Source organism: Actinotalea caeni (assembly GCF_009733795.1).
GTDB lineage: Bacteria > Actinomycetota > Actinomycetes > Actinomycetales > Beutenbergiaceae > Pseudactinotalea > Pseudactinotalea caeni.
Genome location: NZ_WNXX01000007.1, coordinates 149,552 through 171,137 on the forward strand (window position 1 = coordinate 149,552; position 21,586 = coordinate 171,137).

Here is a 21,586-nt window from a genome sequence, read left to right on the forward strand (position 1 = left end):
TGCGGCGCCCACACGCGCCGGGGCGCGGTGCCCACACGCGCCAGGGTGCGGCGCCCACACGCGCCGGGTGCGGCGGCCACGGGCGTCGGGGTGGGGTGGCCACAGGCGCCGACGCTGCGCGGTCGAGCCACACCAAGTCTCGACGCGCTGCCCGCGCGCCCCATCAGTCTCCCGCGCTCCGAGCGCCCGTCGGTTCACCGCACGTGCTGCCGCGCGCCGCTCTCACCGCAGCTCTTGCGGCGTGCTCGTAACGACGCGACGACCTCCGTCGGCACGGCGGGCGCCGCGGACGGTGCCGCTCCTGCCTCGCGTGCCGAAGCGTGCGCGCGCCGTGCCGCCGCGGTGCGCGCTTGGGGAGCGGGTGGACGCCGCCCGCCATGCGATCACTATCAAGAATGCTTGAGCAAGAACTCTTGATCAAGAACTCTTGAGAATGCTACGGTCCCTGCATGCGGCAGCCCGAGAGCATCAACAACCCCGAGCGGATCAGGGCGCTCGCGCACCCGATCCGGCTCGCCCTGCTCGACCACCTCCAGCGCGTCGAGGACGCGACCGCGACGCAGTGCGCGGAGGCGATCGGCGAGTCCGTGGCATCGTGCTCGTTCCACCTGCACACGCTCGCGAGGTACGGGTTCATCGAGCCCGCGCCGCGGCGGGGTCGGGAGCGGCCGTGGCGCAGCACGGTCGCCGACGGCTACGCGGTGAGGCCCAGCGACGAGGTGCCCGGCTCCCGGCACGCGGTCGCCGAGCTGGCGAGCATGCAGGTGATGCGGCAGGCCGAGCGGGTGCGCGCCTACCTCGCCACGATCGCCGACGAGGACGACGCCTGGGTCCAGGCGAGCCTCGTCACCTCGAGCACCTTCTGGGCCACCGCGGAGGAGACCGCGAGGCTCAGCCAGCACCTCCAGGAGGTCGCCGCCGAGTGGTTCGGCGGCCGTGACGCCGACCCCACGGCACGCCCCGAGGGCGCCCGCCGCGTCCAGCTCTTCGCCACCGTCAACCCCGAGCCCACCACGAAGGAGGCGCGATGAGCGCCCTGGCCGTGCTCCGCCGTCGCCCCGCCGCCTGGCAGCACCAGCCGTTCCGTCGGCTGCTGCCCGCGTGGGTCTCGACCAACCTCGCCGACAGCGCCCTCTACCTCTCGGTCGCGGTCTGGGTGAAGGACCTCACCGGCTCCGACGCCGCCGCCGCGATCGTGTTCGCGGCGCTCGGGCTGGCGAACCTCACCGGGCCGCTCATGGGGCACCTGGTCGACAAGGTGTCCCGGCGGCCGGTCATGATCGTCGCGAACCTCGTCGGGGCCGCGCTCGTCGCGGCGCTGCTGCTCGTGACCTCCGCCTCGCAGCTGTGGCTCGTCTACGCCGTGATCTTCGGGTACGGCACGCTCAACGTGCTGACGGCCACCGCGCAGTCGGGCCTGCTGCGTGACATGCTGCCCGACGAGCACCTCGCCTCCGGCAACGGCCTGCTGTCGACGATCGACCAGGCGCTGCGGCTGGTGTCGCCGCTTCTCGGCACCGCGCTCTACGTCGCGCTCGGCCCGGCCGCGGTCGTGTGGGTGACGGTCGCGTGCTTCCTCCTCACCGCGCTGCTGCTCACCCGTGTGCACGTCCGCGAGACGCCGCCCGAGCCCAGCACCGACGCCTTCCTGAGGCAGGCCGGCGCGGGTTTCCGGCACCTGGCCGCCACGTCGCCGCTGGGTGCCGTCACCGTGCTGACCTCGGCCGCGTTCGCCGCGACCGCGATGCTCAACGTCGCGGTGTTCCCGGTCATCGAGCACGGCCTGCAGCTGCCGACGGCGTCGCTCGGTGTGCTCGTCAGCCTGCAGGGCGTCGGCGCGGTCGTCGCGGGCGCGACCGCCGCCACCGTCATCGGCAGGCGCGGCGAGGTGTGGACCCTCTCGGCCGGGCTCGGCCTGCTCGCGCTCGGCGCGGTGACGCTGCTGTCGGGCTCGCTCGCGCTCGTGCTGCCTGGCATCGCGGCCGTCGGGTTCGGCGTCACCTGGTGCGTCGTCGCGTTCGTGACGCTGCGGCAGCGTCTCACCCCCGCCCGCATGCAGGGCCGGACGGCGGCCGCCACGATGATGGCGCTCAACCTCCCCCAGGCGTTGCTCACCCTCGTCGGTGCGGCGCTGGTGGCGGCCATCGACTACCGGCTGCTCATCGCCGGCACCGTCCTGGTCGTGCTGCTCTCCACGGTCGGCGGCTTCGTCGTCGGGCGCCGCCCCGTCATCGTCCCGGCAGCCGATAGCGCGCCGGCGACCCCGTGACGGCGACCAGACCGTCGGCGACCAGCCCGGTGAGCGCGCGCGCTCGCTGGGCCTCGTCGTGCCACGCGGGCAGCGCCTCCAGCGGCAGCGGCTCGGTGGCCTCGCGCAGCGCCGCCATCAGCCGGCCGCGCACCTGCCGGTCGGTGCCCTCCCAGGCCTGGGCGCGCCGTCGGTCCGCGTACGGGTCCGGCGGGTAGCCGGCGGCGCGCCACGCGCACCGCTCGGCGACCGGGCACGCCTCGCAGCGCGGCGAGCGGGCCGTGCAGACGAGCGCACCCAGCTCCATGAGGCCGATGTTCCACAGCGCGCTGTCGGCCGGTCCCGGCGGCAGCAGGTCGCTCGCGCGCCGCTCCTCGGCGCGGCTGAGGCTCGGCGGCGGCAGCGGCAGCCCGTCCAGCAGCCGGGTGAGCACGCGCCGCACGTTGGTGTCGAGCACGGTGTCGCGCTCCCCGAAGGCGAACGCGCGCACCGCGGCCGCCGTGTAGCCGCCGACGCCCGGCAGGTCCAGCAGCGCCTCCCGGTCACGCGGCACCTCTCCGCCGTGCCGCTCGACGACGGCGACCGCCGTCCCGTGCAGCCGCAGCGCCCGCCGCGGGTAACCGAGCGTGCCCCAGGCGCGCAGCACCTCGTCGTGCCCGGCCGCGGCGAACGCGGCCGGCGTCGGCCACCGACGCATCCACGCCCGCCACACCGGCTCGACGCGCGCGACCGGTGTCTGCTGCAGCATCACCTCCGACACCAGCACCGCCCACGGCGACGTGCCCGGCTCGCGCCACGGCAGGTCGCGGCGGTGCGCGGCGTACCACGCGGTCACCGCGTGCCACAGCGCCGGCCAGGGGTCGTCGTCCACGCGCACAGTCTCGCCCGCGCGGCGGGTGCCTCGTCACCGACGCGACACCAGCGCACGCCGGAGCGCGGCTGCGGGACCCGCACGGGAGGCTGCAGCACTTTATGCCGGGCGCCCGCGGAATGTCTCCCGAGGTCCGCGCCGCGGCTCGGATACCGTCGCGACCATGGCGCGGACGACCGATCGCACGACCCGAGGACCTGCGTCCTCCGGTCGGGGTCGCACCGCACCCACGTCACGGACGCGGCAGCAGCCGGGCGCGCGATCGAGCGCGGCTAGCCGCACCGGCGCAGCGCGCCGCACGGGTGCGCGCGCGACGTCGACGCCACCCCGCCGGCCTGCCGGTGGACCGCACCGTCCGAGCCCGGCGACCCTGCGCCGTCGTCGGGTCGTCGCGCTGGTGCTCGTCGTCGCGCTGCTGACCGGGCTGGCCCTCGGGGTGCGCGCCGCCTACCTCGCGATCACCGCGGCGGCCGCCGACGACCCGGTCACCGTCGACACCCCCGAGGTCACCAGCGCCCCGGAGGACGCCGAGACCACCGGGCCGCCGACCGACGACGAGCTCGCCAACCCGGTCGACTGCGTGCCGGGCGCGGTGGCCGTGTCGGTGGGGCTGCCGTCGAGCACGCTGGCGCGCGGGGCGTCGACGTCGCTGCCGGTCACCGTGACCAACACCGGGCCGGTGCCGTGCCTGGTCGACGTCGGGCGCGCCCAGCTCGTGGTCGAGATCCACTCCGGCGACGACCTCGTGTGGAGCTCGCAGCACTGCGGCCGCGGCGAGCGCCGCGTGCTGCTCGACATCGACGGCGAGGACGTCACCACGTTCGAGTGGGACGGGCACCGGTCCTGGCCGTCGTGCCCCGCCAAGCGGCCGGTCGCCGAGCCGGGCACCTACCGCGCCGTCGTCACGCTGACGAGCGCCGAGGGTGGCGGCACCGAGCTCGCGACCACGGAGAGCGTCTTCACCGTGCGGTGAGCCGCGCCGTCGGCGACCGGGCGTGCGGGTCTAGGAGAACCGCTCCAGCAGGCTCGACTCCGCCTGGCGGGAAAGCCCCTCACGGACGGCTCGCGCGCGCTGCGCACCCACGCCGTCGACCACCTCGAGGTCCTCGATCGTGGCCGAGAGCATCTTCTGCAGCGACCCGAAGTGCTCGACGAGGGCGGAGACGACCGACGCCGGCAGCCGCGGGATGCGCATGAGCATCCGGTAGCCGCGGGGCGCGATCGCCGAGTCGAGCGCCTCGCCCTGCCGGCCGCCGAGGCCGAGGACCCGGGCGATGAGCGAGAGGTCGAGCAGCTGGGAGGAGTCGAGCGCCGCGAGGTCGGCGAGCACGTCGTCGATCGTGCGGGCGGACCGCTCGTCGAGGTAGTCGCGGATGACCAGCTCCAGCCCGGTGCCGATGCCGCCGCTCATCTCGTCGAACTGCAGCTCCAGCAGGCGGCCGTTGGTGCCGAGCTCGATGACGTAGTCGGAGATCTCGCCCGAGATGCGCCGCACCATCTCCAGGCGCTGCACGACGGCGGCGACGTCGCGGACCGTGACGAGGTCCTCGATCTCGAGCGCGGACAGCGTGCCGGCCACCTCGTCGAGGCGCTCCTTGTACCGCTCGAGCGTGGCGAGGGCCTGGTTGGCGCGGGAGAGGATCGCGTCGGAGTCCTCGAGCACGTAGCGCTGCGAGCCGACGTAGAGCGCGACGATCCGCATCGACTGGCTGACGGAGATCACAGGGAAGCCGGTCTGCTTGGCCGCCCGCTCGGCGGTGCGGTGGCGGGTGCCGGACTCGCTGGTCTCGATCGCGGCGTCGGGGAGCAGCTGCACGGCGGCGCGCAGGATCCGCGTGGCCTTGGCGTCGAGCACGATCGCGCCGTCCATCTTCGCGAGCTCGCGCAGGCGGGTCGAGGAGAACTCGACGTCCAGCTCGAAGCCGCCGGTGCAGATGCTCTCGACGACGTCGTCGTAGCCGAGCACGATCAGCGCACCCGTGCGGCCGCGGAGGATCCGCTCCAGCCCGTCACGCAGCTCGGTTCCCGGCGCGACCCAGCCGAGGATCTCGCGCAACGACGGCGTGGACAACTCCGCACTCCCATCCCGCGTCCGATCCGGCCTGGGGTGAGTCTATGCGGGGGATCGACCCGGTGAGCGCTGCTGTTGCGGACCTGTGACCCTCGGGAGGGCCGGTCGCGCACGACCGGCCCTCCCTCGGCTCATCGGGTGACGCGACGTCGCACCGCGAGCGCGGCGGACCCGATCGCCATGAGCAGCAGCGCGACTGCCGGCAGCGTCGCATCGGGCGCGAACCCGGTCGATGGCAGCGCTGACGCCGGTGGCGCGGGCGGGACCGCGATCGGTGCGCAGGCGGTGCCCTGCGCCTCGAGGCCGTTGTGCTGCACGGTCGCCACGTTGCGCAGTCCGCCGGCCTGGTCGCCGTCGGCGCAGCCGGAGACGTCCTGCGCGCGCTCGCCGGGGGCCAGCGATGTGGACACGTGCACCAGGAACCGGTGCGTCGCGCCTGCGGCGAGGTCGACGTCGGTGGCGATGGCGTTCGCCGCGGCGTCCGGCTCGGTGCCGAGTCCTGTGAACGCGCCGGAGGTCGTGACGTCACCCGGGACGGTGTTGGTGACCTCGACGTCCTCCACGGCCAGCAGTGGGTCGAACCGGAGCTGGTCGAACAGCGAGTACACGCCTGCTGCGGCCCCTGCGTTCGTCACGTCGATCGCGTAGGTGACCGCGTACGAGTCACCATCGCTCTCGACCTCGCCGACGAGCGACTTATCGATCGTGATCGACGGCAGCTCGGCGCAGGCCTGGTCGTCCTGGGTCCGCCCGTCGCGGCCGGTGAGCGTCGAGACGTTGTTGAACGCACGGTCGGAGTCGTCGCCGCTGTCGCCGCACGCCGTCGGGTCGTCGGGGCTGCCCGCGCCCTCGAGCGACAGCGGCACCGACGCGACGACGGCCAGCACGTAGCGGTGCGGCGCGTAGTCCGCATCACCGTTGCCTGCGAGCGGCACCGCCGTCGCGATCCTCGTGCTGTCCTGGCCGTCCCACGCCGGGTCGGCGAGCTCGACGCCGTCGGGCGCCTCGGTGACCTCAGCCGCCACCACGGAGGCCTGCTCGGTGAAGTGCAGCTCGTCGTCCAGCGAGTAGCTCGTCGCCACGCCGGTGCTGTTGGTGACGTCGATCGCGTACACGACCTCCCAGAGCCCGTCGCCGACCGGTGTCGCCGACAGCAGAGACTTCTCGTGCACGGGGGTGCCGTCCACCTCGAAGCCCGCGGGGTCGCAGTTGATCGTCGGCGGCTGCTCGGCATCCGCCGGCTGGTCCGCCGTCGCGCATGCCGTGTTGACGACCGGACCCTGGACGCCGTCCGTGAGCTCGATCTCGAGCTCGTGGGCCTCGGAGGCCCCCGGTTCGAGCTCGTCGACCGTGAAGGAACCCAGCTCCGGTTGGCGGTCGTCGCTCACCTCGACGTTGGTCAGCGTGCCCTGACCGGTGTTCTCGACGACGATCCGGTAACGGATCGTGTCGCCCGCCTGGAAGAGGGGGTAGTCCTCGACCGTGTTCGCGTCGTGCCACTCGCCGTCGGTGCCCAGCACGTACTTCTTCAGAGCCGCCGAGTAGGTGTTGGCGATCGTGATGGGCGCCGACGTGCGCATCACGAGCTCGGTGTGCTCGGCCCTGGCCTGGGCGCGGTTGACGAGCACGTCACCGCCGTCCATGCCCTCGGTGACGATGCCCACGACGAACTGCTGCGTGGCACCCGGCGCCAGCTCGGGTGCGATGACGCGCACCGCTGTGGCATCCGGTGTGAAGGTCGTCGTCCAGCCGACCGTGTTGCCGACCGCGTCACCCGCGGAACCGTTCGACGGATCGGCCGGGTCGTCGCTCAGCGTCGCCGGGTCAGCGGTCGTGTAGTAGACCACCGCGCCATCCACGGCCTCGACGCCCGTCAGCTCGTAGCTGCCCGAGAAGCTCGTTCCCCGGTCGTCGCCCAGGTACGGGAGGATGTCGATCGTGTCGGTGAACGCCTGCGCCACCGGGTCGTCGGAGGCGATGGTCACGGTCCACGAGCCCTCGCCGCTGCCCGACCCGTCGGGGTTGGGGATGTAGGGCGAGTCCGGGGTCTTGCCGATCGAGGTCGTGCCCGACGTCGTGACCGTGACCTGCGCGGTCGCGGGCTGGCTGGTGGCGCCGCCGACAGACGCCGTCGCCGTGTTCTCGAGCACCGACCCCGGGTCGACGTCAACCGGCATCGCCTGGTAGGTGAGCGCCTGCACGGCGTTGGTCGGCACGCCGTCGAGCGTCCAGGTCAGCACCTGGGCGCCGTCGCCGTTCGTCGAGACGCTCGGCTCCGGGGCCGCGCTGCCCGCGACGTACTCCATGCCCACCGGGAGCGTGTCGACGATCTCGAAGTCGTCCACGGTCTCGGGGATCGCGCCCGTGCCGTTCGCCGAGTACTCCAGCGTGTAGACCGCGGGCTCACCAGGCGCGACGACCGAGCGATCGACCGACTTCGCGATCGCCGGCGTCGCGGCGATGATCCGCACGACGTCGCGGCCGTTGCCGATGAACGGGTAGCGCAGCCCAGGTGTCGGCAGCGCGTTGCCGACGTCGGCCGGGTCCGTGCTGCGGTTCGGCTCGGACCACGTGCCGTCCTCGGCGATCGAGCCCCACTGCCAGATGTCCTGACCGACCTCGACGTCCTCGGCCACGCGCTGCTCCACGCGCAGCGGCGTGTGCTGCGGGCCACCGGCGATCATCGAGAACGGATAACGTGCTCGCACGGCGCGGACGCCGGTGAGGTCGGCAGGCGGCTCCGTGGTCCAGCCCCCCTCGGTCGCGCACGAGAAGGCGTTCGGGTCGTAGGAGCCGCTCGCAGGATCGAGCAACGTCGACGGCCCGGTCCAGTACTCGAGCACGAGTCCGTCGTCCTGCGTGTAGGGCGTGCCACCCCAGCCGCGCTCCAAGCGGGCGCTCTCGAATGCCAGATACCGGGTGTCGAGCACGACGCACTGCGAGATCGCGGTGGTGCCTGGCAGGGCACGCTCCGACCACGTGTTGGTGTTGACCGACTCCACGGGCGTGCCCGGCGCGACCTCGAACAGGTTGCTCCACCAGCTCCCCGTGTCCACGCCGGAGTACTCCGGGCGCCAGGCGTTCGACCATGAGCCTCGGACGAGCTGTCGGCTCGCGCCGTTGTTCTCGGCATCGTCGACGTCCGTGGCGCCGGATCCTGGAGCGACGTAGGTGGGGGTGCTCGCGGACAGCTCGATGGCCGAGTTCTGGGTACCGAGCTTCGTCAGCCAGATCGATCCGCTCGCGACCGCGACGCTGTCGGTCGGAAGAGGCCTGCCGGTCGAGTCGTGCGTGGGAACCTGCACCAGCGAGTAGTCGATGCCGGTGAGCGTCAGCTCGAACGCGCCCGGCGCCGCCTGCGTGAGGGTGCAGTCGTCGACGAACGGGGCGACCCGCTCCGGGTGCTCGGCGCTCGCTCCCGACCAGGGGTGCCCGGTCGCACCCGCCCCGGTGAACGGCGTGCAGAGGTCGGCACCGGCCACGATCGCTTCGCCGGTCGCCGCGCTGACGTCGAGCGTGTAGCTGACCGAGTCGGGTCCTGGCTCGCTGCCGGCGTCGAGGAACAGGGTCCACTCGAAGTCGAAGTCGACCGTGTCCTCGCCCCAGGTGGTGCGCGACGTCGCCTGCTCCCACCGGATGTCCATACCGAAGGGGTTGGTGATCGGGATCGGCGTCAGGTCCACGCGCTGGCCCGCGATCTCGCCCGACGCGACGACCTCGTCGCCCGTCACGCCGTCGACGCGGATCGGCGTCAGGATCGCCGCTGCGGTGCCCTGGTCGAGCGTGCCCAGGTTGCACACGAGGGTTCGGCCGTCGTCGGAGATCGACGAGATCGGCTCGACGCCGTCGACGAGACAGACGCTCGGCACCTCGGCGAACACACCGTGCTCGGTGGTCGCCGTGAACGTCACGTCGTCCACCGGGTCGTTCGACGGCGCCGGGGCGTCGTCGTTGACGTTGACGTGCCAGATCGCGTTGACGACGTCACCGTCGGAGACGATCGACGGCGTCCCCTCCTCCCAGGCTCCGGTGATCTCGTAGACCGGTACAGCGCTCGCAGGCAGAGCCGAACCGGCCATCGCCATCGTCCCCGCGAGCAGTGCCGCCGAGGCCACTCTCCCCGCCTGCCGACCACGAGACCGAGGTCCCGGTGGGGCCGTCGATCCTCGCGTCGACCCAGTCCGATCTGGACCGCCCCCGAAGACCGCACGCCGAATCAACCGTCGCATATCGCCCTCTCTGCTCCCTGCTCAGGGAGCCGATGCATATGCTTCGGCGAGATCGGCCGGTGCTCCGGTCGTCACTCTCGATTTCATCACCGATTTCATCAACCCGGTTCGCAGGCCCGCTCTTTCGCGAGCCTGTGAGCCGCTGCTAGCGTCGACGGCGTTGTCAAGAGCGGGTCATGGTGCAGGGGACGCCACGGTCGGCGCTCCGCACCGAACGATCACCACAGGGGGACGTCGGGCGTGGGCCTCATCAGCGACCTCGAGGTCTCCGAGGCGCTCGAGGGACTTGATATCCGTACGATCGAGCGCGCGAGCGACGAGCTCTGGTACGACCTCCCGGTCCGATTCGCAGAGCCGCTGCTGCGCGCCGTCGCACGACTGGACGACGCAACGGTCGAGGCACATCCACGGCTGCTGCTCGCCGCATTCTTCGCCCATGCGTTCATCAGCTCTCCCGGAGACGTGAGCCTCGCCCGCGCGCGCCACTTCTACCTGACGCGTGGCCCGCACTACGCGGCACGTCTCGCGGCGTTCCGAGATCCGGGTGATCTCGTCGCAGCCGGCATGGCCGCGATGATCGGCGCGCGCATGCGCGGGGCCCTCAGCACCGCCGAACGCATCGGCGAGCGCGTCGAGCACCTCATGGGTCGTGTGGACGTGTACGCCCACCTGCCCTGGAGCCGTCACCGCAGCGGGAGCAGGCCGGGTTGGGTCGCTGCCCAGCGCGCCTTCGTCGCGCTCTTCGACGGCCGGTGGGATGACGCGATCGGCTTCCTCAACCGTGCCTTCCTCGAGATCGGTCCGCCGCCGCACCATCACGTCGCCGGCGTCAACGCCTGCGCGAACCTCGTCTTCTTCAACGCGTGTCACGGCTACACGAGCAGGGCTCGGGAGTGGCTCGTCGAGCTCCAGCAGCTGCCACCTGTCCCGGAGCCGATCGCGCACCTCGCCATGATGGGCGCCGATCTGGGGCGGGCGTGGCTCGCCATGGACGAGATGGACCTGCCCAGAGCGACCGAGGCTGTCGACGCCGCCGGGGTGGCCACGGACCAGGTGGAGCACTGGCCGTGGATCGCCTCGACGCGGGCGCGGCTGGACCTGCTGCTCGACCAGCCGGTCGCGGGACTCGCTCGGCTGGAGGAGGCTTGCACCGCGCACGGCGTCACGCTCTCGGGGGCTCCCGGCGGTGGCGTGGTGCAGCGCGCGTTCGCCGAGCTGCGGCTGGCCGAGGGCAACGGCACGACGGCGATCGAGCTCGCGCGGCAGGGCAGGTCGCCCGCGTATGTCGCGCCCGCCGCGGCACGCGCCTACCTGCTTTCCGACGAGCCGCGGCGGGCGATCCGTGTCGCGGCCCACGCCCTTCGTGCGCACACGATCGGGCCGCGTGCGGCGCTCGATCTCCAGCTGTCGTTGGCGATCGCCTACCTGCGGGTGGGCGACGCCGACGCCGCACGCGAGTGCGCCGAGCATGTGCACGCGATGTTCCAGGTCGTGGGCGATCGCACCGTGTTCCGCGATGTCGAGCCGAGCGAGCTCCAGATGATCTGGGCCGTCGCACCTCGATCATCGGCGATGGTGCACGAGGGCCGTGCCTGGCGGCGGGCGAAGCCCCGCATCGTCTCGCTCACGGCACGCGAACGGCTCGTCCTCGAACACCTGGCAGGCGAGGCCAGCGTCGTCGACATCGCGGCACGGCTCACGGTCGCCGTGTCCACGGTGCGGTCACAGGTCCGCAGCATCTATCGCAAGCTCGAGGTGCGCAATCGCGAGGACGCGGTGGCGCAGGCCGTCGCGCTCGGACTGCTGCACGGCCGGCCGCCGCTCGACGGAGACGTGGCGACCGCGCCGAGGGCCCCCTGCTAGTCAGTCACGCGAGCGCGGCCACGACGGCGGAGCGCAGGTCGGGCGCCTCGGTCACGTCCATGCCCGCGGGGGCGCCGCCGAGCAGGTCTGAGCGGGCCGGCACGATCGCGCGCGTGAACCCGAGCCGGCGCGCCTCGGCCAGCCGGCGGCCGGTCCCGACGACAGGGCGCAGCTCGCCCGCGAGCCCGATCTCGCCGACGGCGACCAGCCCCTCGGCCAGCGGCTCGTCGCGACGTGCGCTGACGACGGCGAGCGCGACCGCGAGGTCCACCGCGGGCTCGGGGGCGCGCGAGCCGCCGACCGTCGAGACGTAGGTGTCGAAGCCCGAGGCGTCCAGACCCAGCCGGGCCGAGAGCACCGCGAGGGTCATCGCGACGCGCGAGGAGTCGAGGCCGTGGGTGGCGCGACGCGGCTGCGGAGCGGTGGTGCGCGCCAGCAGCGCCTGCACCTCGATCGGCATCGGGCGGCGGCCGTCGAGGGTGACGGTGACGCAGCTGCCCGCGACGGGTTCGCGGCCGCCGGAGAGGAACAGGCCGGAGGGGTCGGGCAGCCCGTGGATGCCGCGCTCGTCGAGCGTGAAGCAGCCGACCTCGTCGACCGACCCGAACCGGTTCTTCACGGCGCGCACCAGCCGCAGCTGGGCGTGCTTGTCGCCCTCGAACTGGCACACGACGTCGACGAGGTGCTCGAGCACCCGGGGCCCGGCGATCGCGCCGTCCTTCGTCACGTGGCCGACGAGCACGACGGGCAGGTTGGTGCGCTTCGCGACCGCGATGAGCGCGGCGGCGACCTCGCGCACCTGGGACACGCCGCCGGCGGACCCGTCGACCTGGGCCGAGGCGATCGTCTGCACGGAGTCGACGACGAGCAGGTCGGGCTGCTGGGACTCGACGTGGCCGAGCAGGCGACCGAGGTCGGTCTCCGCGGCGAGCAGCAGCGTGGGCCGCAGCGCACCGATCCGCTCGGCGCGCAGCCGCACCTGGGCGGCGCTCTCCTCGCCGGTGACGTAGAGGACCTTGTCGCCGCCGTCGGCGGCGCGCGCGGCGACGTCGAGCAGCAGCGTCGACTTCCCGACGCCGGGCTCACCCGCGAGCAGCACCACTGCACCGGGCACGATGCCGCCGCCGAGCACGCGGTCGAACTCGCCGACGCCGGTGGGGCGGTAGGCCGCGGCCTGCGCGTCGACGTCGGCGATCGGTTGCGCGCGCGTGCCCGGAGCGGTCGCGGTGGTGCGCGGCCCGGTCGCCTCGGGACCGCCTGCCTCGGTGAGCGTCCCCCAGGCCTGGCACTCGCCGCACCGCCCGACCCACTTGGGCGCGCTCCACCCGCACTCGGTGCAGACGAACCCGGCGCGCGCGGGCTTGGCGGCGGTCTTGGTGCTCACCCGGCGAACCTACCCGTCGCCCCCGACACCGCCCCAGCTGCGCTGTCACCGCGCTGGGCACCCGGCCCGATGCGGCCGCACGACCGCGCTGTCGGCGACGTGCGCCGTCGGCAGGCCGACCGCCTCGCGCGTCACCTGGGCGCCGTGCCGGGCGAGCGCCAGACGGTGCGGTGGGATCGAGGCGCGGCAGGACGTGCGGTGAGACCGGGGGTGCTGCCGGGCTACTCCGCGAGCCAGGCGGCGAAGGCGTCGACCGAGTAGGGGCGGCCGAGGAAGTCGGCGACGAGGTCGGCGGCGTCCTTCTGGCCGCCGGGGGCGAGCACGAGGTCGCGGTAGCGGCGGGCCACCTCGGGGTCGAACATGTTCGCGCGGTCGAAGGCGGAGAACAGGTCCTTCGCGATCACCAGCGACCACATGTAGGTGTAGTAGCCCGAGGAGTAGCCGTCGAGGTGCCCGAACGAGGCGGCCATGTGCGTGCCGTCGACGTAGGGGTACAGCGAGTAGGCGTTCTGCAGCTCCTTGGTGAGCTCGGTGACGTCGGTGACCGGCTCGGCGTGCAGGCGGTAGGACAGCGCGGCGTAGAACATCTGCGTGCGGGCGTCGGAGCCCTTGCCGAAGTCGTTCGCCGTGCGCATCCGCGCGACGAGCTCCTCGGGGATCGGGGTGCCGTCGGCGTCGAGCGCGAAGGTGCGCAGCACCTCGGCGTCCCACGCCCACTCCTCGAGCAGCTGGCTCGGGGCCTCGACGAAGTCCCACTCGGTCGCCACGCCCGAGAACCGCACGTACGGGACGCGCCCGGCCAGCACGTGGTGCACCAGGTGCCCGAACTCGTGGAACAGGGTCACGACGTCGTCGTGCTCGATCAGGCCGCGGCCGATGTTGCAGCCCAGCACGCCCTCGGGCAGCTGGCGACCGGCCACGCCGGGGCTGAGGTCGAACTGCGCCGCGTGCTTGTACTTGCCCTCGCGAGGGTGCAGGTCGAGGTAGATGCGGCCGATCCGCTCGCCGGTGTCGGTGAGGTGGACGTCGTAGGCGTCGACGTCGGGGTGCCAGACGACGGCGTCCGCGGCCGGCCGGTACTCCAGCCCGAGCAGTCGGCCGGTCACGTCGAGCAGACCGTCCCGCACGCGCGTGAAGGCGAAGTAGCGCCGCACCTGCTGGGCGTCGACGTCGAACCGCTCGCGGCGGATCTTCTCCGCGTAGTAGGCGGCGTCGGCGCGGTCGATGTGCTCGGCGTCGGGGCGGTCCTGGCGCAGCCGCTCCAGCAGCAGCGCGACGTCGCGCCGCGCGGAGGCGTCCGCGGCCTCGGACACCTGGTCGATGAACGCGGCGACGGCGTCGCCGGAGCCGATCATCTTGACCTCGGTGTCGTAGTCCGGCCAGGAGTCGTAGCCGACCAGCGAGGCGTACTCGCGCCGCAGCTCGACCAGCTCCTTGAGGCGTGCGTCGTTCGCGGGCCAGGCGCGGTTGAGGTAGTGGATCATCAGCCGGCGGCGCGACTCGGCGTCGTCGGCGAACATGAGGAACGGCACGTAGTCGGGGTAGTCGGTCGTCACCTCGACGAGCCCGTCCTCGCCCACGGGATGCGCCTCGACCCAGTCCTCGGGCATGCCCGCGAGCCGGTCCGGGGTGACCTTGATCGAGCGGACGTCGTCGCGGATCTCGCGCCCGAACTCCTGCCCGACGACGACGATCCGGTCCGAGATCTCGGCCAGTCGCGCCCGGGTCGCCTCGTCCGTGTTCACGCCGGAGCGGCGGAAGTCACGCAGCACCCGCTCCAGCAGCCGCGCCGCGAGCGGGTCGCGGCCGGCCAGCTCGGCCGGGTCGAGCGCGGCGAACACCTCGTAGAGGTCGCGGTCGAGCGACAGCTCGGTGCGGAACCGCTCCACCTGCTGCACGGCCTCGTCGCCGCGGGCGCGTGCCTCCTCCTCGGGGTGCAGCTCGGAGAACGTGTGCGCGGGCGCGCCGAGGTTGCGCAGCATCAGCTCGATCGCGTCCCAGCGCCGCACGGCCTCGAGCGCGTCGGTGGGGCGGTCGGCCTTGAGGCGCTCGACGGCGTCGCGCGCCTCGGCGAGCAGCGTCGTCGTGCGCTGCTCCAGCCAGGCGGCCGTCTGCGACGGCGCAGGCAGCTCGAGCGGGTGCGGGGCGGCGGTGGAGTCGGTCACGAGCGGCAGCGTATGCCGCGCGCGGGCGCGCATCGCACCTCATTCACCGCGTCGCCCTCGGCTGGGACCGCGACCGGGTGGCCGTGACGCGTGCGACCACGCCACTACGCTGACCGCGTGACCTCGCCGTCCGAGCTGCCCGAACCCAGCCGCGCCGGCGGTCCCGACGACGCGGCGACCGCACCCGGTGCGCCCGACGCGACGCCCGCCGAGGGTCTGCGGCGACGCGACATCCGGTCGCGTCACGCGACGTCCGGAGCCGGCGAGGCCGACACCGGCGAGATCCCGCTGCTCGACGGCGCCGCCGCGGCCGCCGGCCCCGAGGCGGTCCCGCAGCACGGCGACACCGCGGCCCCGCCGGGCTCCGACGACACCACCGTCGCGCCCGCGGCTGCCGCGCGGCGTGCGCCCACCAGCTCGCGGCGGCGGCTGCTGGTCGTGCTCGGCGTGGTCGTCGCGGCGCTCGTCGTCGTGCTCGTGGTGCTGCTGGTGACGCGGGGCGGCGGCGAGCGGGACCCGATGCAGGTCGTCACCGTCACCCTCGACCCCGGCGCCGAGACACCGCCGGTGGAGCCCGTCGAGCGCGACACCGGCACGGCCCTGCTGGAGGCGCTGCCCGACGTCGTCGGCGGCTACGCCGTCACCGAGCAGAACGAGTCCGAGGCGATGCTCGACGCCGGAGCCCTGGAGGGCTGGTCGCTGCTCTACACCGGTGCCGAGGGCGACGTCACCGTCCAGGTGGGTCAGTGGCCCACCGAGGAGGAGGCGGTCGCGGCCTTCGACGACCTCGTCGCGGACGGCGGCGACGCGACCACCGAGGGCGACGTCGTCGTCGACGGCGACACGGTCGGCGGCTTCGTGGTGCAGCCCGTGGACGGTGCGGGCGAGCGCACCGTGTGGCGCAACGCCACCGCGGTGTTCGTCGCCGAGGGCCCGGCCGGCACCACCCAGCCCTTCTACGAGACGTTCCCCTTCTGAGGTTCGGAGGTCGCATGCAGCAGGTGGAGGTCGCGCTCGTCGGCGCCGGCGTCATGGGCGAGGCGGTGCTGGGCTCGCTCGTCGCCGCGGTCGGCGCGGACCGGGTGCGCGTGACCGACGGCCGCCCGGAGCACGGCCGCGAGGTCGCGCAGCGGCACGGCGTGAGCTGGGCGGAGGACAACGCGGCCGCGGCCGACGGCGCCGACGTCGTCGTGCTCGCCGTCAAGCCGAAGGACGTCGCGGCGGTGTGCGCCGACCTGTCGCGCACGCTGCGCGAGGGTGCGCTGGTCGTCAGCGTCGCCGCCGGGATCTCGACGGCGTACCTCGCCGACCGGCTGCCCGCCGGCACCCGCGTCGTGCGGGTGATGCCGAACACCCCGGCGACGATCGGGCGCGGCATCGCCGCGCTGAGCGCGGGTTCGAGCGCGTCGGAGGACGACCTCGACCTCGTGGCGCAGCTGCTCGCCGGCACCGGGGCGACCGTGCGGGTGCCCGAGGACCAGCAGGACGTCGTGACCGCGGTGTCCGGCTCCGGCCCGGCCTACGTGTTCTACCTGCTGGAGGCGATGCGCGACGCGGGGGTCGCGGGCGGGCTGGAGCCCGAGCTCGCGCTCCAGCTGGCGCGGCACACGGTCGCCGGTGCGGCCGAGCTCGCGCTCGCGAGCGACGCCGACCCGGCGGTGCTGCGCGAGCGTGTCACCTCACCCGGCGGCACGACCCTCGCGGCGATCACCGAGCTCGACGCGCGCGGCGTGCGCGACGCCGTCCAGGACGCCGTCCGCAAGGCGTGGGAGCGCGCCGCGGAGCTCGGCCAGGGCTGACGGCTGCGACAGCCCACCGGTCCCGTCGCGGCCCGGTCCTCATGGCCTGCTGGCGAACCGCTCCAGCAGCTGCGTGTCGCCGGAGAGGATGAGGATGTCCTCGGCGTCGATGCGGGTGTCGGGGTCGGCGTAGGTGAACGGCTTGCCCGGCGGCTTCACACCGATGACCGTCACGCCGTAGCGCTTGCCGATCTGCGACTCGGCGATCGTGTAGCCGTGGGTCTCGCGCGGCGGGCGCATCTTGACGATCGTGAACCCGTCCTCGAGCTCGATGAAGTCGAGCATGCGGCCGGAGACCAGGTGCGCGACCCGGGTGCCGGCGTCCCACTCGGGGTAGACGACGTGGTGCGCGCCGATGCGCTGCAGGATCCGGCCGTGCTCGGCGGAGATCGCCTTGGCCCAGATCAGCGGGGTGCCGAGGTCGACGAGGTTGCCGGTGATGAGCACGCTCGCCTCGATCGAGGTGCCGACACCCACGACCGCGACCGGGAAGTCCTTCGCGCCGAGCTGCTCCAGCGCATCGGGGTTCGTCGCATCGGCCTCGACGAGCGGCAGGCGCCCGGACCACTGCTGGATGAGGTCGGCGTCCTTCTCGACGCCGAGCACGTCGCGGCCGAGGGAGTCGAGGGTCTGCGCGATCGCGCTGCCGAAGCGTCCCAGCCCGATGACCAGCACGCCGGAGTCGGCGGCGGGCGCGGGGCCCTGGGGCGTGTTGCCGCGGGGGCGTAGCTCAACCAATGATCGGCCTCTCCTCAGGCAGTCGGATCACCCGGCGCCGGTCGCGCAGGGCGAGGGCCGCCGCCAGCGTCATTGTCCCCGTGCGGCCCGCGAACATGAGCGCGACCAGCACGTACTTCGCGCCGTCGGGCAGCTGCGGCGTGACGCCGGTCGACAGGCCGCTGGTCGCGAACGCCGAGATCACCTCGAACAGGATGACGTCGAGGTGCAGGTCGGTGAGCACGAGCAGGGCGAGCGCGGCGAGTCCGACGAACGTCGACCCGATGAAGGCGACGGCGATCGCGAGCCGCACGACCCCGCCGTCGAGCCGGCGCCCGAAGGCCTCGATGTCGCGGTCGCCGCGCGCCTCGGCGACGATCGCGAGCAGCATGACGGCGAACGTCGTCACCTTGATGCCGCCGCCGGTCGACGCCGAGCCGCCGCCGACGAACATCAGCGCGTCCTGCATGAACCAGGTCGCCTCGCTCATGTCGGCGATGTCGACGGTCGTGAAGCCGGACGAGCGCGGCGTCATGCCGGCGAGCATCGACGCCAGCAGCTTCCCGTGCAGCGGCAGGTCGCCGAAGGTCGCGGCGTTGCGCCACTCGAACGCGCCGATGAGGACGGTGCCGAGCACCCACAGCCCGACGCTGGTCGTGATCGTCAGCTTTGGCGTGGACCGACCACCGGCGCGGCGAGCGCCAGTGCGAGGAGACCGACAGCAGCACCGGGAACCCGAGCGCGCCGACGAAGGTGCCGACGATGATCGGCAGGCACATCCACCAGTCGGTGACGTAGGGCGCGAGGCCGCCGTCGAGGATGACGATGCCGGCGTTGTTGAACACCGACACCGCCATGAACCAGCCCTGCCACAGCGACTCGCCGAACCCGTGCCCGTCGGCGAGGAACCGCGGCACGAGGACGACGGCGAGCCCCACCGTGATCGAGAGGCTGGCGACGATGACCGCGCTGATGAGCGAGCCGACCTCGCCGAGCCGCGTCACCTTGGTCTCGGCCGCCGTCAGCAGCTTGGAGGTCAGCCCGACCCGCCGCGAGACGGCGAGCCCGAGGATCGAGGCGAGCGTCATGACGCCGAGCCCGCCGACCATCATCCCGATCATGATGACGACGTGACCCATGTCGGACCAGTAGGTCGGCACGTCGGTGGTCACCAGGCCGGTGACGCAGACGGCCGAGGTCGCCATGAACAGCGCGTCGACGAAGGGTGCGCGCTCGCCGTCGGTCGTGGCCGCCGGCAGCGAGAGCAGCGCGGTCTCGACCGCGATGACGCCCAGGAACACCAGCAGCGTCAGCCGCGCCGGGGACTGGCGCGCCATCGCGTCGATCGCGTCCCGGACGGCGGACAGGGCACCCGGCAGCTCTCTCGCCACCTCGTCCCCTCTCGTCAGGTCGCGCGCCCGGACCACCCGTGAGACCTACTGTGCCACCGGCGCGTCCCCGATCAGCGCAACCAGGCGCGCGCCACGAGAGCGCCCGGGCACGACGGGTCGGACACCCGCCGCGAACTCGTACCTCCGCACCCAGCTCGTACGGTGCACGCTACGAGCTCGGCACGGAGGTACGAGCTCGCGCCCGCACCGGGAGGGGGTGGGGGCCGGACGCGGCGGTGGAGGGAGCAGCGTCACGGCGGGTGCGTGGGTGACGGGTGGGCCGGTCTGGGGGCCTGGCGCCTCCCCGTCCGCGCTCCCACCGACCGGGCACCCCGGCGAACTCGTACCTCCGCACCCAACTCGTACGGTGCACGCTACGAGCTCGGCGTGGCGGTACGAGCTCGCTGGCGTGCCCCACGTGCGTCTGGCGAGCGTGGCCGGCCCGGGGGAGCGTGGGTGGGCCGTGGGACGGGAGGCGCGGCGGGACCGGCGCCCGTCGGCGCCCGCGCGAGCCCTCCCCGCGAACTCGTACCTCCGCACCCAACTCGTACGGTGCACGCTACGAGCTCGGCACGGGCGTACGAGTTCGTTGCCCGCACCGGAGGGGGCGGGGCTGGACCCTGTGGTGGAGGTCGCGTCGTGTCGCGGCCGGTTGCGTCGGGGACGCGGGCTGGTCTGACGTCCGGCGCGTCCCGTCCGCGCTCCCACCGACCGGGCACCCCGGCGAGCTCGTACCTCCGCACCCAGCTCGTACGGTGCACGCTACGAGCTCGGCACGGAGGTACGAGCTCGCCGCTGCGCTGGGTGGGGTATGCGGGGCGACGGTCGCGGGTGGTGGGTGGTGACGGTCGGTCCGTCCGCTGCTCGGCCCCGGCGGCTGCTCGTGGGTCGGTGCGCGCTAGCGTGGTCGCATGGCGGCGGACGCGCGGGCGGTGCTGCTCTGGTCACCGGAGCTGCTGGGGTACGACTTCGGCCCCGGTCACCCGATGTCCCCGCTGCGGCTGCGGCTGACGATGGGGCTGATCACGGCGTTCGGGCTGCTGGACGACCTGGACGTCGTCGCCCCCGAGCCGGCCTCGGACGAGCTGCTGCGCCTCGTGCACGAGCAGGCCTACATCGACCAGGTGCGTGCCGAGGACGGCGCGGGGCCGCCCTACCCGTGGGGGATCGGCGACACCGACAACCCGGTCTTCGCCGGCATGCACGAGGCGAGCTCGCGCGTCGTCGGCGGCACGGTCGCGGCGACCCGGGCGGTGTGGCGCGGGGAGGCGCCTCGCGCGGTCAACCCCGCCGGGGGCCTGCACCACGCGATGCCGAGTGCCGCGTCGGGCTTCTGCGTCTACAACGACATCGCGGTCGGCATCGCCGCCGTGCTGGCCGAGGGTGCGGAGCGGGTGCTCTACGTCGACGTCGACGCCCACCACGGCGACGGCGTCGAGCGCGCGTTCTGGGACGACCCCCGGGTGCTCACGGTCTCGATCCACCAGTCCGGGCGCAGCCTGTTCCCCGGCACCGGCTACCCGCAGGACGCCGGTGGGCCGCGAGCCCGCGGCTCCGCCGCGAACATCGCGCTGCCGCCGCGCACCTCCGACGCCGCGTGGCTGCGGGCGCTGGACGCCGTCGTCGGCCCGCTGGTGGAGGAGTGGCGGCCGCAGCTGGTCGTGAGCCAGCACGGCGCGGACGCCCACCACCGCGACCCGATCACCGACCTCGACATCTCGGTCGACGCCCAGCGCGCCGCCGCGATCATGATCCGCGGCTGGGCCGACGAGCACTGCGAGGGTCGGTGGGTCGCGACCGGGGGCGGCGGCTACGACGTCGTCTCGACCGTGCCGCGGGTGTGGACGCACCTGGCGGCCGTGGTCGCGGGGCGGCCGATCGATCCCACGGCGCCGGTGCCGGAGTCCTGGCTGGCGCAGGTGCACGAGCTGCTCGGCGAGGACGGGCCGGCGGCGATGACCGAGGGCCGGCCGGCCACGTTCCGGCGCTGGGAGGACGGTTACGACCCCGGCGACCCGGTCGACCGGGCGGTGCTGGCCACCCGGCGGGCGGTGTTCCCGGAGCACGGCCTGGACCCGCAGCTCGTGTGAGTGCCGCGGATCGTTACCGTTTCGGTCCTCGGAGCCTCTAGAGTTGCTCTTCGAGCCGGGAGTGCGGGTCGCCTCCGGGCACCCGTCGGGGTCGTCAACCGAGAGGAGAGCCGCGCATGGCCGAGCCGAGCGCACCGCGCTTCCTCACGGTCGCGGAGGTCGCCGAGATGGCGCGGGTCTCCCGGATGACCGTGTACCGGATGGTGCACGCCGGCGACCTGCCGGCGATCCGGGTGGGCAAGTCCTTCCGCGTGCCGGAGGCCGCGGTGGAGGAGATGCTGTCGCAGGGTCTGCCGCTGCAGGGGCCCGCCGCGAACGCGCGCTGACGCACCCGGTAGACTGTGCCGCTGGTGGGCGGCTCGTCGTCGCTTCCGCCGACAGCCGTCATCGACATCAGTGAGGTCCGCGTGGGTTCCGTCATCAAGAAGCGCCGCAAGCGCATGGCGAAGAAGAAGCACCGCAAGATGCTTCGCAAGACTCGTCACCAGCGCCGCAACAAGAAGTAGCGGTCGCGAGGTACGCCTGAGGCCGGGCCCCTGCGGGGGTTCGGCCTTTCGCATGCCCGCGTGTCGACGGCGACCGGCGCTGCAGCGGGCGTCCGGCGCCGGCGGCCTCCCCGCCCTGCCCTCGTGCCCGCCCTCGGCGCCGGCCGACCGGTGCGCTGCTCGTCCGTCCGCGCCGGCGTCGGCCACCGCGGGCTCGCGGCAGGTGGGCCCGGACACCGGCCAGGGCCCGGACACCGGCCACCGCCCGCCACC

General features: G+C 73.5%; 16 protein-coding genes and 1 pseudogene. 9 read left to right on the plus strand and 8 right to left on the minus strand.

Annotated features, from left to right (window positions below; all coding sequences use genetic code 11):
- The first annotated feature begins 449 nt into the window (after nucleotides 1–449).
- On the plus strand, nucleotides 450–1,031 hold the full coding sequence (locus GPA02_RS08525; protein WP_156199492.1) for a winged helix-turn-helix domain-containing protein: 582 nt from the start codon (nucleotides 450–452) through the stop codon (nucleotides 1,029–1,031).
- A complete protein-coding gene (locus tag GPA02_RS08530; protein ID WP_156199493.1) occupies nucleotides 1,028–2,269 on the plus strand; it encodes an MFS transporter in 1,242 nt (413 codons plus the stop codon). The genes GPA02_RS08525 and GPA02_RS08530 overlap by 4 nt, the downstream gene beginning before the upstream one ends.
- Here GPA02_RS08530 and GPA02_RS08535 read toward each other — a convergent pair.
- Nucleotides 2,229–3,119, minus strand: coding sequence for an HhH-GPD family protein (locus tag GPA02_RS08535; RefSeq protein ID WP_240133953.1), 891 nt, complete (start codon nucleotides 3,117–3,119; stop codon nucleotides 2,229–2,231). The genes GPA02_RS08530 and GPA02_RS08535 overlap by 41 nt on opposite strands.
- Nucleotides 3,120–3,516: 397 nt before the next feature.
- On the opposite strand from GPA02_RS08535, the gene GPA02_RS08540 reads away from it, so the two are divergent.
- Nucleotides 3,517–4,092 carry a hypothetical protein gene (locus tag GPA02_RS08540; protein ID WP_156199494.1) on the plus strand — a complete coding sequence of 192 codons (576 nt, stop codon included), beginning with the start codon at nucleotides 3,517–3,519 and terminating at the stop codon, nucleotides 4,090–4,092.
- A 30-nt stretch (nucleotides 4,093–4,122) separates the two neighbouring features.
- On the opposite strand, the gene disA is transcribed toward GPA02_RS08540, so the two are convergent.
- Complete coding sequence (disA, locus tag GPA02_RS08545) at nucleotides 4,123–5,190, minus strand: DNA integrity scanning diadenylate cyclase DisA (protein ID WP_156199495.1); 1,068 nt, start codon at nucleotides 5,188–5,190, stop codon at nucleotides 4,123–4,125.
- Between the two features lie 131 nt (nucleotides 5,191–5,321).
- On the minus strand, nucleotides 5,322–9,269 hold the full coding sequence (locus tag GPA02_RS08550) for a DUF7507 domain-containing protein (protein WP_156199496.1): 3,948 nt from the start codon (nucleotides 9,267–9,269) through the stop codon (nucleotides 5,322–5,324).
- Between the two features lie 390 nt (nucleotides 9,270–9,659).
- Between GPA02_RS08550 and GPA02_RS19270 the strand changes: the two genes are divergently transcribed.
- Complete coding sequence (locus GPA02_RS19270) at nucleotides 9,660–11,282, plus strand: helix-turn-helix transcriptional regulator (protein WP_156199497.1); 1,623 nt, start codon at nucleotides 9,660–9,662, stop codon at nucleotides 11,280–11,282.
- 4 nt (nucleotides 11,283–11,286) lie between these two features.
- Here the strand turns inward: GPA02_RS19270 and radA are convergent, their stop codons facing one another.
- Entirely contained in the window at nucleotides 11,287–12,666 is a 1,380-nt protein-coding gene (gene radA / locus GPA02_RS08560) for a DNA repair protein RadA (protein WP_156199498.1), read from the minus strand.
- A 221-nt stretch (nucleotides 12,667–12,887) separates the two neighbouring features.
- Nucleotides 12,888–14,831 (minus strand): M3 family metallopeptidase, encoded by a 1,944-nt coding sequence (locus GPA02_RS08565; protein ID WP_240133954.1) that lies wholly within the window; start codon nucleotides 14,829–14,831, stop codon nucleotides 12,888–12,890.
- A 117-nt stretch (nucleotides 14,832–14,948) separates the two neighbouring features.
- Between GPA02_RS08565 and GPA02_RS08570 the strand changes: the two genes are divergently transcribed.
- Both GPA02_RS08570 and proC read left to right on the plus strand, forming a co-directional pair.
- Nucleotides 14,949–15,809: a hypothetical protein gene (locus tag GPA02_RS08570; RefSeq protein ID WP_156199500.1), complete on the plus strand. Its 861-nt coding sequence runs from the start codon at nucleotides 14,949–14,951 to the stop codon at nucleotides 15,807–15,809.
- Between the two features lie 14 nt (nucleotides 15,810–15,823).
- Nucleotides 15,824–16,630: a pyrroline-5-carboxylate reductase gene (proC, locus tag GPA02_RS08575; RefSeq protein ID WP_156199501.1), complete on the plus strand. Its 807-nt coding sequence runs from the start codon at nucleotides 15,824–15,826 to the stop codon at nucleotides 16,628–16,630.
- A gap of 39 nt (nucleotides 16,631–16,669) precedes the next feature.
- On the opposite strand, the gene GPA02_RS08580 is transcribed toward proC, so the two are convergent.
- The 3 genes and pseudogenes from GPA02_RS08580 to GPA02_RS19530 form a co-directional block, all read right to left on the minus strand.
- Nucleotides 16,670–17,368 (minus strand): potassium channel family protein, encoded by a 699-nt coding sequence (locus GPA02_RS08580; RefSeq protein WP_156199502.1) that lies wholly within the window; start codon nucleotides 17,366–17,368, stop codon nucleotides 16,670–16,672.
- Nucleotides 17,361–17,984 (minus strand): potassium transporter TrkG, encoded by a 624-nt coding sequence (locus GPA02_RS19525; RefSeq protein ID WP_338027517.1) that lies wholly within the window; start codon nucleotides 17,982–17,984, stop codon nucleotides 17,361–17,363. The genes GPA02_RS08580 and GPA02_RS19525 overlap by 8 nt, the downstream gene beginning before the upstream one ends.
- A 133-nt stretch (nucleotides 17,985–18,117) precedes the next feature.
- A pseudogene (locus tag GPA02_RS19530) lies at nucleotides 18,118–18,684 on the minus strand (potassium transporter TrkG); the annotation flags it as partial.
- A gap of 965 nt (nucleotides 18,685–19,649) precedes the next feature.
- Between GPA02_RS19530 and GPA02_RS08590 the strand changes: the two are divergent.
- The 3 genes from GPA02_RS08590 (at nucleotide 19,650) to GPA02_RS08600 (ending at nucleotide 21,334) form a co-directional block, all read left to right on the plus strand.
- Nucleotides 19,650–20,828 (plus strand): acetoin utilization protein AcuC, encoded by a 1,179-nt coding sequence (locus GPA02_RS08590; RefSeq protein ID WP_156199503.1) that lies wholly within the window; start codon nucleotides 19,650–19,652, stop codon nucleotides 20,826–20,828.
- A 116-nt stretch (nucleotides 20,829–20,944) separates the two neighbouring features.
- On the plus strand, nucleotides 20,945–21,154 hold the full coding sequence (locus GPA02_RS08595) for a helix-turn-helix domain-containing protein (RefSeq protein WP_156199504.1): 210 nt from the start codon (nucleotides 20,945–20,947) through the stop codon (nucleotides 21,152–21,154).
- A gap of 81 nt (nucleotides 21,155–21,235) precedes the next feature.
- Nucleotides 21,236–21,334 carry a 30S ribosomal protein bS22 gene (locus GPA02_RS08600; RefSeq protein ID WP_084480631.1) on the plus strand — a complete coding sequence of 33 codons (99 nt, stop codon included), beginning with the start codon at nucleotides 21,236–21,238 and terminating at the stop codon, nucleotides 21,332–21,334.
- The last annotated feature ends 252 nt before the right edge of the window (nucleotides 21,335–21,586 follow it).

Coding starts and splice junctions, on each gene's coding strand:
- GPA02_RS08525 (WP_156199492.1), top strand. CDS start 450: ATGCGGCAGCCCGAGAGCATCAACAACCCCGAGCGGATCAGGGCGCTC.
- GPA02_RS08530 (WP_156199493.1), top strand. CDS start 1,028: ATGAGCGCCCTGGCCGTGCTCCGCCGTCGCCCCGCCGCCTGGCAGCAC.
- GPA02_RS08550 (WP_156199496.1), bottom strand. CDS start 9,269: ATGGCCGGTTCGGCTCTGCCTGCGAGCGCTGTACCGGTCTACGAGATC.
- proC (WP_156199501.1), top strand. CDS start 15,824: ATGCAGCAGGTGGAGGTCGCGCTCGTCGGCGCCGGCGTCATGGGCGAG.
- GPA02_RS08590 (WP_156199503.1), top strand. CDS start 19,650: ATGGCGGCGGACGCGCGGGCGGTGCTGCTCTGGTCACCGGAGCTGCTG.
- GPA02_RS08595 (WP_156199504.1), top strand. CDS start 20,945: ATGGCCGAGCCGAGCGCACCGCGCTTCCTCACGGTCGCGGAGGTCGCC.